Raw genomic sequence first — 13771 nt, 5'->3', positions numbered from 1 at the left:
GGTTTCAGTCGGTACCTCACGGCCCCGGTCCGTACCTCACGGCTCCGGTCGATTTCTGACGCTCCGATCGATCCGGGCGGCTCGACCGCACGTAACGTACGTAACGTACGACCGGGAGTTCAGCCGTCACCCGGCAGCGCCCTGGCCAGAGCCGCCCGGGAGGTGATGCCCAGTTTGGGGAAGATCCGGTAGAGATGCGCCCCGATGGTGCGGGGGGACAGGTGCAGCGCGGCACCTACCTCCTTGTTCGTCAGCCCGGTGGCGACGAGACGGGCGATGCGCATTTCCTGGGGCGTGAGCGCGCCGGGGCCGGCCACCGCGAGGTCCGGGGCGCGGTCGGCGGCGCGCAGCGCTGACCGGCACTGTTCCGCCCAGGGCTCGGCGCGCAGTTCACCGAAGGCGCGACCCGCGGCCCGCAGCACGTCAGCCGCCTCGGTACGCCGTCCCCGGCGGAGCAACCAGGAACCGTGCGCCAGACGGAGCCGGGCCAGGTCGAAGACCCACCGGTCCGCACCCGGCACGGCGTAAGCGGCTTCATAGGCCGCGTCCATCGTGTCGTCATCGGGCGCGTCCACATCGGGTGCGTCGTCATCGGGCGCGTCGTCGTCCGCCACCTCGTCACCGACCGCTTCGTCACCGACCGCTTCGTCCTCGGCCGTCTCCTCGTCCGCCACGTCGTCGTCAACCGTGTCGCCGTCCGCCGTCATCGCGTGCGCCGCCGCCAGCAGGAAGGCGTGGTGCGCGGAGATGTCCCCCATCCGTGCCGCGCGCCCGGCGGCGACGTGGGCGCGCGCCTCCGCCCGTCGGCCGCAGTGCTGGGCCGCGTACACGAAGTCGAAGAACGGGAGGTGGAACCAGGGCAGCCCACGCGGCAGGTCGCCGGGGGTCATCATCTGGCGCAGGCGTGCGTACGCGTCCTCGTACCGACCGTGCGCGAGGGCGACGAGCGCGCCGAGATGGTCCAGGTGGTCGGTGACGAAGCGCATCCGGGCCTTCCGCGCCGCCGGCTCGATCCGTGCCCGCGCCTCGCGCAGTCCCCGCTCGTCCCCGCGGCCCGCCAGGAAGTGGGCGTGGTAGTGGCGGAACAGCAGGGCGTTGCAGTGGTAGCCGAGTTCTTCGGCGGTGTCCGCCTCGCGCAGGCAGTCCCGCGCGGCGTCCCAGCGGCCCCGCAGGAAGTCCTGGTGGCACCGCGCCTTGGCGACGGAACCCTGGGTGGCGTAGGCGTGCTCCCCTCCGGAGAGCCACCACAGCTCCGCGTCCGCGCTGTCCACCGCCGACGCGGCCCACAGCAGCAACCAGGCGTGGCCCGTCTCCTGCCGCGCCGCCCGGTGCGCCACCAGGCTGCGCAGTTCGTCCTCCGCGCCGTGCGCCGTGCGCGGCGGGTCCGCCCACGCGCGGTGGCACAGCCGGGCCATGGGAGACACGTGCTCCCGGTACCGCTCCAGCGTCTCCCATCCCCGGGGATCGTCCGTGTACGTGGAGGCCAGCAGCAGCTTGAAGAACATCTGCTCGACGAGGTCTTCGAAGGCGGGGGTGTGGGAGGCGGGGGCGTGGGAGGCGGGGCCGTCGGAGACAGGAGCACCGGAGACAGGGATGTCGGAGGCGAGGGTGTGGGAGGCAGGAACGCCGGAAGCGGGAGCACCGGAGACAGGGACGCCGAAGGCACGGGCGTCGGAGACAGGAACGCCGGAGGCACGGGCCTCGGAGGTAGGGACGCCGGAGACAGGGATATCTGAGGCGTCGGTACTGGGTGCCCCGGCGACTTCGGTACCAGCTTCCTCGGACGCCGTCAGCGCGGCCAAGGCCGGAGGCAGCAGGGCGAACGACGAGCCGAAGTCCACGTGGTGGCTCTGGTCGACGTACACGACCGCGTAGGCGAGCAACGGGGCGACGTCCTCCGGCACCCGCGCCCGCTGGAGCTCCGCGACCAGCTTCGCCGCGTACGCGAGGCGCCCGCCGCGGGCCGACATCACGGCCGCCCAGGTCAGCCGCCGCGCCCGGTTGTCGGCACCGGCGCTGAGGGACGCCGCGCGGACCAGCAGCAACGCCCCCTCGGCGTCACCGCCGCGCAGGGCCATGCGCGTCCCGGCCTCCTGTAGCCGCGCGGCGAGCCGTTCGTCCGGTCCTTCGGCGGCGGAGGCCTCGTGCAGCAGCCGACGCGGGTCGTCCGCACGCAGCCGCTCCGCCAGCGTCCGGTGCGCGGCCCGCCGCTCGGCCTCCGAGGCGGACGCGATCACGGCACTGCGCACCAGAGGGTGCCGGAAGACGAGGCAACCGGCGTGGTCCAGGCGGGCCAGTCCGCTGGCCTCGATGGGGACGAGGATCCGTTCGGCGCGGTCCTGGCCGGGCAGCGGCCCGGCGAGGGCGTCGCCCCGGGCCGCGCCGGCGCCGTCCAGCGCGGTGAGCAGCAGCGCCCTCGTCACCTCCGGGGGGAGGGAACGGATCCGCCGGGCGAAGATTTCCTCCAGCCGCTGCCCCAACGGCAGCCGCTCCGGCAGCGGCAGGACGCCCCTGCGATGCTCGTCCCCCAGCTGGCCCGGCAACTCGGCCAGGGCCAGCGGATTGCCCGCGGCCTCGTCCATCACCCGCCGCGCCGTGGTGGCCGCCAGTTCGGGGTGCCAGCGGCGCAGCAGAGCGCGGGAGTCCTCACCCGTCAGCGCCTCGACGTCCACCGGGTGCACGGGCCATCCCTCCGGCGCCGAGTCCACGGGACGGCTCGCGCACACCATGGCCACGGGCAGATCGGCGATCCGCTGGCGGAGGAAGGCGAGGACGGCGGCGCTTGAGGAGTCCACCCAGTGCAGGTCGTCCACGAGGACGAGCACCGGACGGTGACGCGCCTCCTCCGCGAGCAGGGCCAGCGCGGACGCGCCGACCCGGAAGCCGTCGGAGGGCGAGGGGTCACGCAGTCCGAGGGCGCTCTCCAGCGCCGCCCGCTGCCGGGCGGGCAGCGCGCGCGAGTGCGCCAGCAGCGGCCGGAGCACCTGGTGCAGCACCCCGAAGGCCAGCCCGGTCTCCGCCTCGCTCCCCCCGGCCCGCAGGACGGTGAACCGCTCGCGCGCGGCCCGGTCCGCCGCCCAGTCCAGCAACGCGGTCTTCCCGATACCGGCCTCGCCCCGCAGCACCGTCGCCGAGCCGCAGGCTCCGGCGCGGGCGCTTTCCAGTACGCGTTCCAGGAGGGCGCGTTCGCGTTGGCGGCCGATGAGCTCCTTGCCGATGAGCTCCTTGCCGACGTGTTCGCTGCCGCCGTGTTCGTCGCCGCCGCGATCGCCGCCGCCGTGTTCGTCGCCGACGCGATCGCTGCCGCCGTATACGCCGCCGGCCAGTCCGTTCTCCACGGCTCCCCCCGTGCCGGCGGGTGGTTCGTCCCGCCCGCGTTCTGTCTCGGCGCTTCCGCCCCGCGTATCCGTTTCGACGCTTCCGCGTGTCCGTGTGATTCGACGCTTCCGCGTGTCCGTATGAGGAGCACGGGTCGCTCCACCGCCCGCCCGGCGGCTTCGGGGCGCAGTCCGCCCGTCAACCGTCCGCCGACTGTCCGTCAACGGCCCTCACCGTATCCACCGCGCCGGTCGGCCCGCGTCGCCGGGGGTTCCTGGCGACGCCGCGATGCCCCACCGTGCAGGGTTCGTGCCCCTCCGCGCAGAGATCGCCGGATCGTCTCCCCAGCCCCGCCGGGACCGCTCAGGCTGGTCCCCGTGGGCCCACTCGCCGCGTGACGCCCCCACGCCGGTCCCGTCCCGGCACCCGAACGAACGCCACGCCCAAGGGGCCGCATGAACCTGAACCCGACCTCCGCACCCGGCAGCACCCCCGGCACGGACGGCACCCGCGCTACCGACGACACCGACGAGCCCACGCCGACTGACGAGCCCACACCGGCCAACGAGCACATGCCGACCGACGAGCCCACACCGGCCAACGAGCACATGCCGACCGACGAGCCCACAACCAGCAGGTCCGCCACCCGCGACCGCACGTCGGGCGCGCACCCGACAGACGCGCACCCGACGAACGAGCGCCCAACGGACGAGCAGCCAACGGACGAGCAGCCAACGGACGCGAACGCGCCCAGCAGCCGCACGAGCACCCCACCCACGATCGGCACCGCACCGACGGAGGCATTCCCCCCGCCCCCGACCCACACCGGTCCCACCGCCCGGCCCACCGCCCAGTCCACCACCCGTCCGACCGCCCGCCCCACCGCCCCGGCAGCGGACATACAGACCCGATCCCTGGGCTTCCTACACATCCACACCGTGCGCGGAACGGCCCAGCCCTTCACCCGCGACCCCGCCAGCCCCGCCGACCCCGTCGGCCTCACCCCCGACCCCACCGACCCGCACCTGCTGCTGGGCTTCCACACCTCCGGCCGAGCGACCCTCGTCCGCCAGGGCACCGACGCGGCCTGCGGCCCCGGCGACCTCTTCGTCTCGGACGGCGCGGAGCCCTTCGTCCTCCACGAGGCCCAGGACTTCACCCTGCACCTGATCCGGGTCCCGCGTTACGCGCTCACCCTCACCGATCGCCAGGCGCGGGAGCTGAGCGGCCGGGCCCCGTTCGCCGACGGCCCGGTGGCACCGCTGCTCGTCCCACTCCTGCGGGAACTCGTCCGCGCGGCGCCCGAGTACGCGCCGCGGACCGCGCTCCACCTGGCCGGCACCGTCGCCGAACTGGTCGCCCTGCTGGCCGTCGACGAGGCCGAACCCGAACCGCAGGACGCTCATCGCCACGCGCACGGACAACCGCAGGACGGCGCACCCGGCCGCCAGGCCCTGATCCGGCGGCTGCGCGCCCACATCGACGCGCACCTCTGGGACCGGGGGCTGACGCCCGCGACCGTCGCCGCGGCCCAGCACATCTCGATCCGTTACCTGCACAAACTGTTCGAGAGCAACGGCATCACGGTCGGCCGGTGGATCCGTCACCGCCGCCTGGAGGAGGCACGGCGGGAGCTGGCCCGGCCGGGGCGGGACGACACCACCGTGTCCACGGTCGCGGGCCGGTGGGGCTTCGCCGGGGCGGCGCACTTCAGCCGCAGCTTCCGCGCCGCCTACGGCGTGTCACCCAGCGACTGGCGCGACGGCCGGACCCGTGCACCGCAGGCACCGGGCAGGTGAACGGCCCGCCCAACCGGTCCGGCAGCTCCCCCTGCTCAAGCCGGGTCAGTCACTCCATGGTCTCCGGGGACTCCGTGGTCTCCGGGGACTCCATGAACCCCGTGGACTCCGTGGATTCCCTGCGCTCCGCCCTCCCCCGCTCCCGTCACCGCACGCCGCCACTGCCTCGGCGCGTGCCCGTAGGCGGCCTTGAAGGCGCGGCTGAAGTGCGCGGTGCTGCGGAAGCCCCAGCGGGACGCCACCACGGAGATGGACGGGCTCACGCGTCCGCGCCGGGAGAGTTCCCGCGCACACTGCTCGACCCGCCGCCGCTGGATGAGTTTGCCGACGGTGATTCCCTCACCTTCGAAGAGCCGATGCAGGTAGCGGACCGAGATGAGGTGCGCCCCGGCGATGCGCTCCGCGGACAGTTCGGGGTCGCCGAGGTGCCGGTCGATGTACTGGCGGATCGTGACGACCAGCGGATGGCGTTCCGCCTCCGCGGTGCCGCGCACGTCCTCGGTGAGCTCGTCGACCAGGGCGGCCACCATCTCGGTGACGATGCCCCCGATCCGTTCGCCCACCGCCGCGGGCATCCGGGAGGCCGACGCGTCCAGGTCCAGCAGGAACGGCGCCAGCAAGGCGGCCACCCCGCCCGCCGGGGCGAGGGCACGCGCGGTGACGGAACGCAGGTGAGCCGCGGGGAGGCGCAGGGCGTGGACGGGCAGGCGCAAGAAGAGCACCCGGGCTGGGCCCCGCTGCTCGACCGAGAACGCCCGGCGCAGGTCGACCAGGGCCAGTTGCCCGCTCTCCACGGAGGCGCCACGGCCGTCCTGGGCCAGCCGGACGGTCCCCTCCTGCGGCACCAGCAGGGCGATGGCGTCCGCGGGGTCCTGGGCGATCGAGCGCGGGCCTCTCCTCAGGCGCAGCGGAGCCCCGGTCTCGCAGGCCACCAGGCGCACGTAGCCGAAATGCCGCGCCGTCACGACCCCGGACGCCGAGCCGTCCTGCCGGATGGCCTCCCGGACCGGCGCCAGCCATCGCGAGACCGCGTCCGCCACCTCGGTGGACGCGTCGGTGGACGCGTCGATGCCCGGCGTCACGGCCGTCCCGGGGCGAGCGCTCACGAGGGTTCCCTCCAGCCGTCCCGGAATCAGTGCACGGTGCGGGAGGGGGACGTCGCCTCACTCACCCGTTACCGAGTCTGCGGGGACGAGCCGCGAAACAGTTAAGTCATATGACTGCATTTCGCGTCACGCACTCCCAGACACGCACTCCCAGACACGCACGCCCAGACACGCACGCCCATGCACGCACTCCAGGACACGCGTTTCCAGGCCCGAACGCCCCAGTAGCGCCGAAGACCCCAACCGACACCCACCGACACCCACCGACCCCCACCGACACCCACCGACCCCCACCGACCCCCGCCGACACCCGCCGACGCCTGAACTGTGCACGCACCGGCATGGCTGAGTACGGTGCCCCCGTCCGCGTCCGGCATCCGGACCCATAGGGTGAGTACCCGGTGCCGGCAGAGCCGCTTCCGGCACCGAGCGCCTGTCTGCCCGACCGTGGGTGTGGGGCCGCTCTTTCGAACGGCCCGTGACCCGCCCCTCGCGCAGGAGTTCCCGTGGAAGAAGACGTTCTGGCCCTTCGGGCGACGCCTGTCCTCGAAGGCAAGGCGCGGGCCTTCGTCCGGCAGTACGCGTGCCCCACCTCCGGGGACATCGACGTGACGGGCTCCCGGGCGCGCATGGCGTCCCTCTGGAACGGCGACGGCCGCGACGAACCCGACGTCGAGGAGGAGTGGCTGGCCCTGCCCGCGGGCGACGGCCACCGGATCCGGGTACGCATCCTGCGCCCGGCCGGCAGCGACGAACCCCTCCCGGTGGTGCTGTACCTGCACGGCCTGGGCTGGATGCTGACCGACGCCTACGCGCACCGCAAGCTGGTGGCGGACCTCGTGCTGGGGGCGGACGCCGCCGTGGTCATCCCCGAGTACGACGTGCCGGACGACGCGCGGCACCCGGACGCCGTCGAGCGGGCCTACACCGTCGCCTGCTGGATCGCCCGCCACGGCACGGACTGCCGGCTGGACGGCACCAGGATCGCGGTCGTGGGCGCCAGCGCGGGTGCCCATCACGTGGCCGCCCTCACCCTCGTGGCGCGGGAGCGCGGCGCGCCGCACTTCCGCCACCAGGTGCTGGTCTGCCCGGTGACCGACGCCGCGATGGACACCCCGTCCTACCGCCAGTTCGCGGACGGGTTCTTCCTGGGCCGGTCCGTGATGCACGGTTACTGGCAGCAGTACGCACCGGACCCGCGAACCCGCTCGCACGGCACCGTGTCCCCCCTGCGCGCCCCCACCCGCGGTCTCCGGGGCCTGCCACCGGCGCTCATCCTGACGGCCGAGGCCGACGTACTCCGCGACGAAGGCGAGGCGTACGCGGCGCGCCTGCGGGAAGCGGACGTGCCGGTCGTCTCGGTCCGCTACCACGGGACGATCCACGCCTTCGTCCTGTTCGACCTGCTCCGCGGCACGGATGCCTCCAAGGCGGCCCGCATCCAGGTCATGGACACCCTGCACGCGGCCCTCCACGCCGCCTGAACCGCACCTCGCGCCGCCTGAATCGCACCGTCTTCGGCATCCTCACTCAAGGCTTAGGAAAAAGCCGCAAGTCGATCCAAGGAATCGTGTCCCCGGGCAGCAGATACCGCTCCGTCTCGACGAACCCGTGCCGCAACGCGAAACGCAGCCCGTCCTCATTGGAGGACAGAACGACGGTCTCGATCACTTCGGCACCCAGCTCCCGCGCCCGATGGAGCCCCCGCACGTAAAGCTCCTCGCCGAACCCCCGCCGGCGGTAGGCGACGAGTACCCGGACGATGACGGTGGCCGCCCGCGACTCGTCCGTCGGCGGACGCACCGTGCTGCAGCCCACGAGCGCGCCATCGAGATACGCGACCTCCAGGTGATCGCGCCGGGCGCGTTCTCGTACCTCGTCCAAGGAGAGAGGGCGGGTAGGAATGATCACATTGTGGACATACTGCCAGTCCTTGAGCGTGTCGTCATCGGCCGGCGGCCGGAAGCGAAGGTCAGACATCGCAGCAGAAGACCCGAGGGCAGCCCGAACGTCAACGCCGTTGGACAAACCGCCTGTCCATACTCAGGACAACATGCCTGGCCCGCCCCGCCCCGTCCCCGACACACCCCGGAAGCCACACCACTCAACAAGTCCTGTTCCGCCGCCACTCGCTCGGCGCCATGCCGTACGCCGCCTGGAACCGGCGGCTGAAATGGCTCGGGCTGCCGAACCCGCACCGCGCGGCGATCGCCGCGATGGTAAGGCGGTCGTAACGGGAGGAGGCCAGCATCTGCCGCGCCTTCCCGATCCGCTCGGTGATCAGCCACTGCTCCAGGCTGATGCCCTCCTCACTGAACAGGAGGTAGAGCCGACGCACCGACACCGCGTGCTCGGCCGCGATCCGCTCGGGCGTCAGCTCACGGTCCGCCAGGTGACGGCGCGCGTAGGCCATGACCCGCGCGAGCAGGGTCTCGTCCATGGCCGACCGGACCGTGGTGTCCTCCTCCGCGTGCGCGGCCGACAAGAGCAGCGCGCGAAACAGCTCCGTGGTGGCGTTCGCGAGCGCCTCAGCCCCCGGATCGGTCGCGAGCCGCTCCGGATCACGCCACACCCCACGCAGGTGCCGAAGAAACAGGTCGTGCAACGGACTGGCCCGCAACCGAGACGAAGCCTTCACCACCGCATCCACCGGCACACCCAAGCGTTCCATATCGAACATCATCGCCTGCGAGGCCCCGTCACCGGTCCAGCCGTACACACGGGGAGACAACTCGTGAAAGACGCAGAGATCGTCCGGCCCGAGCAGATACCGCCGCCCCGCGACTTCGGCACGGTGCGCACCATAAAGCTGAAGCGAGACGGAGACCACAGGATGACTCCTGTGGTGACGCACATGCCGTTCCGTCCGCCGCACATGAAAACCGGAATTCCGAGTGGCAAAGAGATCCAGATCCCCCACCCGCCACCCCTCCATACGCGCGTGAATACCCGAATCCGGCTCCTCGTGAACGACATCATTCGGCACCGAGGAATCCGTCAACGAGTAGTGAAACGCCTCCGCCCGCTCACGCGGCGCCACGGAATCAAGATCGAGCAACAGCACACGGGCCTCCTGTGGGGACTGACGGGCCGTCATTTTGCCTTATGGGTGACGGGGGCGGATTTCCGCGTCGGGTGGGGGCGGGGACGGGGACGGAGATGGGGGCTCGGGCGGGCGGGGAGAGGAGTCCGAGGCGGATGGGGGCGCGGCCGGGACTCGTTGCGGTGCTGCGGAATCTTGGCGGGTGCGGCGTCAGATCACTGGGTGCGGGAGCCTGGGGCTGTCCGCTCTCCGCTGTTCGCTGTCCCGAGCCTGCCCTGCATCCGGTAACGCAGCGTTCAAGGAGCCAACGGGAGACGGACTCGGTGCCATTGTCCCAGCACCCGCACGAGGGGGCCGCGCACCACCTCCGATACTGGTTCGGCATACTCGGCACCGGACGCGCTCACGCCGACAGCCGAGCCGAAGTCCAGTTTCAGCATGTTTGCCGCAAAATTACGGAGTGGCCGTTATGGGCAATTCCTTGGAAGTGAGTAAAAACCGCTTCCTGCCACGCTAAACACGCAGGTCACGGCCTGTCGTCCCCGCGCGTGCGGGGGTGGTCCCCACCGGCCGCCCTCTTCGGCGGCCTCCTCCTCGTCGTCCCCGCGCGTGCGGGGGTGGTCCCGAGAACGGGGAACGGGAGGAGCGCCTCTGGCTGTCGTCCCCGCGCGTGCGGGGGTGGTCCCTCGCCGCCCGCCTGACCTGCACCGTCCACGCCGTCGTCCCCGCGCGTGCGGGGGTGGTCCCAGGTCTACCCGCGCGTTCCCCCTTGCGTCCCCGTCGTCCCCGCGCGTGCGGGGGTGGTCCCTAGCTGACAAGCCAACTAGCCCAACTCCTCGTGTCGTCCCCGCGCGTGCGGGGGTGGTCCCGCCTCACCGGCATCCCGCAGGACCTGCGCCTCGTCGTCCCCGCGCGTGCGGGGGTGGTCCCTACATGCCCTACAGCCCCCCGTTGTCCTTGCGGTCGTCCCCGCGCGTGCGGGGGTGGTCCCGCCGCCCCGCCTATCGCCCTTCCCCGGCTGGAGTCGTCCCCGCGCGTGCGGGGGTGGTCCCCAGACGACCGGCCGTGAGTACACCATCACCTGGTCGTCCCTGCGCGTGCGGGGGTGGTCCCCCGACGGCACCACCGCCCTCAGCCTCGGCACCGTCGTCCCCGCGCGTGCGGGGGTGGTCCGGCTTGCCCGCGCTTGATGAGGCGCGCCAGGCGGTCGTCCCCGCGCACGCGGGGGTGGTCCCTTGTGATGTTTTTCGGAACGATCTCCCTTGTTGTCGTCCCCGCGCACGCGGGGGTGGTCCCCGCTGCAACATCACTTTCAGTGACGTACCGGCGTCGTCCCCGCGCACGCGGGGGTGGTCCCCGCCAGGGCATCGGCCCACCCTTCGACGTCATGTCGTCCCCGCGCACGCGGGGGTGGTCCCAGCTCCCGGATTTCGGGCAGGCTGCGGGGGTGGTCGTCCCCGCGCACGCGGGGGTGGTCCCGCGGCTGGGTCCACACCGCCGAGGTAGCCGATGTCGTCCCCGCGCACGCGGGGGTGGTCCCCAGGATGAGCATCATTCCGAACCTGCCGGTCCGTCGTCCCCGCGCACGCGGGGGTGGTCCCCTCACTTCCGCGCTGTTGGCCATGCGGGATTCGTCGTCCCCGCGCACGCGGGGAGCGCCCGGGTCCCGCCGCTGTTCTGCGGAACCCGGGCGCGCGGCGTCAGGCCGCCGGTTGTGGGAGCCCGAAGCTGTCTCGGGCCAGGAACAGTGCGGTGAACGCGCCCGGTCCGTGGCGCCGGTTCAGCCAGGCGCACAGGGTCGCGGTGTCACCGCTGATCACGGAATGCAGGATCGTCGCGTGCAGGCCCGTGGCTTCCGCCCGGCCGATCTCGTCCAGGAAGGCGCCGTACCGGGTGTTCACGCCGGTCTCGTACCGGCCCATCGCGGCCAGATACGCCGCACAGTCCGGGCCTGCCTCGGGGGAGGCGGAGCCCAGGGCCGCGGTATCCACGGCGTTCAGTTGTCCGGTGACATCGCGGAACGCGAAGCGGTCGGTGGTTCCGCGGCCTGTCCTGGCGGTGATGCCGTGGAGGGCGGCGGCCTGGCGGGTGAGTGAACGGGCCTCCCGGTCGCACGCGCCCTCCATGACCGTGCCCAGGTTGTGGGTGGTGGGGGAGTTCGTGGCATCGGGAGGCGAGTAGCTGCGGCCGGTGCCGCGACGGAAGTTGACGCCGTAGTGCGTCCGGACGACCTCGCCCCCGCTGAGCTGGTAGCTGCGGTAGGACCCGTAGTGCAGGCAGTCGTGGGCGTATCCGCGCAGCAGGTCCAGGACCGTCAGGGCCGGATGCGCCGGGGCGTCCCGGTTCAGGTCACCGTACGCGGTGACCAGGGCGCGCATCTGGAGGTGGCGGTATCCCTGGTTGGGGTGGTGGAAGCCGCCGAAGGCGCCTGGCCGCCGCGAGTGTACGGCGACGTGGACTCGTTCCCAGGGCAGCAGGTGGCCACAGGCCCAGGGCGGCGTACCGGGGCCGCAGCAGGTCGATGCCCGTGGCGAAGGGACTGACGTCCACTCCGGCTTCCCGCCAGCGTGCCAGTGCCTGTGGCAGGGGCAGGAAGATGTGGTCGGGGTGCTGCGCGGTGACATCGTCGATCCCGTCATCGCCGCGCAGGCGGGTGAGCGCGTCCAGCAGGGGGCTCGCGTCCGATTTCCACCAAGTGCTCGTGGGGGGCGAGCACTTGACCGGTCAGTCCGCCGGTTTCCCATGGATCAGGGCCCGGTGGGACTCCTGAACACCGTCGGGCAGAGCGTCCGGAGAGAACCATTGTGCCTCCAGGATCTCGAAGGTGTCGATCTTGAGGGTGCCTCCGGTGCAGACGGCCTCGTAAGCCACCTCCAGCCGGAGCTTGTAGCCGCTCTTGAGGTGCACCAGGCGCCCGGCCTTCACGTCCAGGCCGGTCTCCTCCTTCACCTCGCGGGCGATGGTGTGCGGGAACTCCTCGCCCTTGACGGCGTATCCGGTGGGCAGCCCCCAGGGCCGTTCCGGCGGCCACATCCGGTGCTTGAGCAGGAGCACGCGCCCCTGCCCATCGCGGACCACGCCGGTCACGCCGACCATGAACTTCGCGTGGGCCAGCCACAGGACGCGCCACTGCATCGGGCCCCGGATGCCCCGCCACAACCGGGCAATGATCTTCTTCAACGGATGCCTGCCTTCCGGAAGTCGGGTCAGGCGGATCACAATGGCGCATCGCGGGTAATCGGCCAAATGCGCAGCGTATCCCTGACATACCCCAGGTGGCCTAATCCAGCGTGTGGAAGGGAATCACCATGGCTCCCGAGATCGTCCGCTCCCTGCCGCCCTACATGCAGGTGTTCAACCATCTGCGCGAAGAGATCGTCAGCGGCCGTCTGGCCGAGGGCGAGACCGTTCCCTCCGAACGCCAGCTCGCCGCCGACTGGGGCATCTCCCGGGGCACCGCGGCCAAGGTGCTCTCCGAGCTGCGCCATGAAAATCTGATCGAGTCCCAGCAGGGCCGAGGGAGCGTGGTCCGGGCCCGCGCCCGCCTGCACCACTCCCCGGCAGACCGTTTCCGCAGCATGGAGACCACCGGGCGCATCTACCCGCCCGGCCAGCACGCGGAGATCCTGTCCGCCGGACTGGTCCCGGCCCCGGCCCGGGTCGCCCTCGCCCTCGCCCTCGGCACGAAAGAGGGCGAGCGGGTCATCCGCCGGCACCGGGTGACCTACGACGGCGACACCCCGGTCTCCTCGTCCACGTCCTGGTACCTCGTCGGCTACAACAGCCTGTTCGACGCCGAGGGAAGGGTGATCGAGTACGGCGAGTACCTCAGTCCCGGCGACCGGTACTCCCTGTACACCTTCCGGCGGCCCCGGGACTGACACCTGCCCGGTACCGTCCGCATCCGCGGACAGCGCACGGTACCGGGCGGGCAAACCCAGCCGGGGACGGGTGCGTTCTGTCGGACGCACCTCGCCGTTGCCGGGCCGCGCGTCACCCCCGTGCCGGTTCGGCATACTCGGCACCAGGTACACCTGTCGTCGGCGGGGCCAGTGACCCGGTGTGGCATTATCGACACGAAAATTCGGAGTGACCGTTATGAGCGAGTCCGCGGAAGTAAGTAAAATCCGCCTTCAGCCGCACTAAACGCGCAGGTCGCGGCCTGTCGTCCCCGCGCACGCGGGGGTGGTCCCAACGCCGAGCTGTCCCTGAACGCCACGCGGTTGTCGTCCCCGCGCACGCGGGGGTGGTCCCCAGCCGTTGCACGTCGTACACGCCAGGAGCAGGTCGTCCCCGCGCACGCGGGGGTGGTCCCCGGGCACAGGTGGATGCACAGGTGGTGTCCTGGTCGTCCCCGCGCACGCGGGGGTGGTCCCGTCACACAGGAGCCCACCAGCCCAGCCACTTTGTCGTCCCCGCGCACGCGGGGGTGGTCCCGAAGTCCGCATCAACGGCCAACCCCTCCTCACGTCGTCCCCGCGCACGCGGGGGTGGTCCCTGGCACA

9 protein-coding genes and 2 CRISPR repeat arrays (1 of these 11 only partly in view) are annotated in these 13771 nt (G+C 72.1%); of the genes, 3 read left to right on the top strand and 6 right to left on the bottom strand.

The annotated features are described in order from the left end of the window. Window positions 1-119: 119 nt before the first annotated feature. A complete protein-coding gene (locus tag ABZX96_RS03205; RefSeq protein ID WP_355536936.1) occupies window positions 120-3338 on the bottom strand; it encodes an AAA family ATPase in 3219 nt (1072 codons plus the stop codon). A gap of 435 nt (window positions 3339-3773) precedes the next feature. Between ABZX96_RS03205 and ABZX96_RS03200 the strand changes: the two genes are divergently transcribed. Next, on the top strand, window positions 3774-5117 hold the full coding sequence (locus ABZX96_RS03200; RefSeq protein WP_355536933.1) for a helix-turn-helix domain-containing protein: 1344 nt from the start codon (window positions 3774-3776) through the stop codon (window positions 5115-5117). Window positions 5118-5152: 35 nt separating this feature from the next. On the opposite strand, the gene ABZX96_RS03195 is transcribed toward ABZX96_RS03200, so the two are convergent. Next, the gene (locus tag ABZX96_RS03195; protein ID WP_355536930.1) at window positions 5153-6223 is read right to left on the bottom strand and encodes a helix-turn-helix domain-containing protein; all 1071 of its coding nucleotides are present in this window, start codon (window positions 6221-6223) and stop codon (window positions 5153-5155) included. Between the two features lie 506 nt (window positions 6224-6729). Between ABZX96_RS03195 and ABZX96_RS03190 the strand changes: the two genes are divergently transcribed. Further along, window positions 6730-7707, top strand: a complete 978-nt coding sequence (locus ABZX96_RS03190) for an alpha/beta hydrolase (protein WP_355536927.1) — start codon at window positions 6730-6732, stop codon at window positions 7705-7707. Between the two features lie 46 nt (window positions 7708-7753). Here ABZX96_RS03190 and ABZX96_RS03185 read toward each other — a convergent pair whose 3' ends face one another. The 4 genes from ABZX96_RS03185 to ABZX96_RS03170 form a co-directional block, all read right to left on the bottom strand. Next, the gene (locus ABZX96_RS03185; protein ID WP_355536924.1) at window positions 7754-8203 is read right to left on the bottom strand and encodes a GNAT family N-acetyltransferase; all 450 of its coding nucleotides are present in this window, start codon (window positions 8201-8203) and stop codon (window positions 7754-7756) included. Window positions 8204-8327: 124 nt separating this feature from the next. Then, the gene (locus tag ABZX96_RS03180) at window positions 8328-9287 is read right to left on the bottom strand and encodes an AraC family transcriptional regulator (protein WP_355536921.1); all 960 of its coding nucleotides are present in this window, start codon (window positions 9285-9287) and stop codon (window positions 8328-8330) included. Between the two features lie 514 nt (window positions 9288-9801). Further along, a CRISPR array of direct repeats spans window positions 9802-10928; the repeat unit is 29 nt; unit sequence GTCGTCCCCGCGCGTGCGGGGGTGGTCCC. Window positions 10929-10966: 38 nt separating this feature from the next. Beyond that, window positions 10967-11644: a hypothetical protein gene (locus ABZX96_RS03175; protein WP_355536918.1), complete on the bottom strand. Its 678-nt coding sequence runs from the start codon at window positions 11642-11644 to the stop codon at window positions 10967-10969. A gap of 346 nt (window positions 11645-11990) precedes the next feature. Beyond that, window positions 11991-12446 (bottom strand): NUDIX domain-containing protein, encoded by a 456-nt coding sequence (locus tag ABZX96_RS03170; RefSeq protein ID WP_355536915.1) that lies wholly within the window; start codon window positions 12444-12446, stop codon window positions 11991-11993. A gap of 128 nt (window positions 12447-12574) precedes the next feature. On the opposite strand from ABZX96_RS03170, the gene ABZX96_RS03165 reads away from it, so the two are divergent. Beyond that, window positions 12575-13147, top strand: a complete 573-nt coding sequence (locus ABZX96_RS03165; RefSeq protein WP_355536912.1) for a GntR family transcriptional regulator — start codon at window positions 12575-12577, stop codon at window positions 13145-13147. A 283-nt stretch (window positions 13148-13430) separates the two neighbouring features. Beyond that, window positions 13431-13771: a CRISPR direct-repeat array (repeat unit 29 nt; unit sequence GTCGTCCCCGCGCACGCGGGGGTGGTCCC) (it continues 237 nt past the right edge of the window).

Source organism: Streptomyces sp. NPDC003077 (assembly GCF_040611095.1).
GTDB lineage: Bacteria > Actinomycetota > Actinomycetes > Streptomycetales > Streptomycetaceae > Streptomyces.
The sequence above is the reverse complement of the archived record's forward strand: the minus strand, read 5'-3'. Positions and strand labels throughout refer to the sequence as shown.

Bases quoted from the DNA above. Each gene is read 5' to 3' on its own strand.
- ABZX96_RS03200 (WP_355536933.1), top strand. From the start codon at position 3,774: ATGAACCTGAACCCGACCTCCGCACCCGGCAGCACCCCCGGCACGGAC.
- ABZX96_RS03185 (WP_355536924.1), bottom strand. From the start codon at position 8,203: ATGTCTGACCTTCGCTTCCGGCCGCCGGCCGATGACGACACGCTCAAG.
- ABZX96_RS03175 (WP_355536918.1), bottom strand. From the start codon at position 11,644: ATGCGCGCCCTGGTCACCGCGTACGGTGACCTGAACCGGGACGCCCCG.
- ABZX96_RS03165 (WP_355536912.1), top strand. From the start codon at position 12,575: ATGGCTCCCGAGATCGTCCGCTCCCTGCCGCCCTACATGCAGGTGTTC.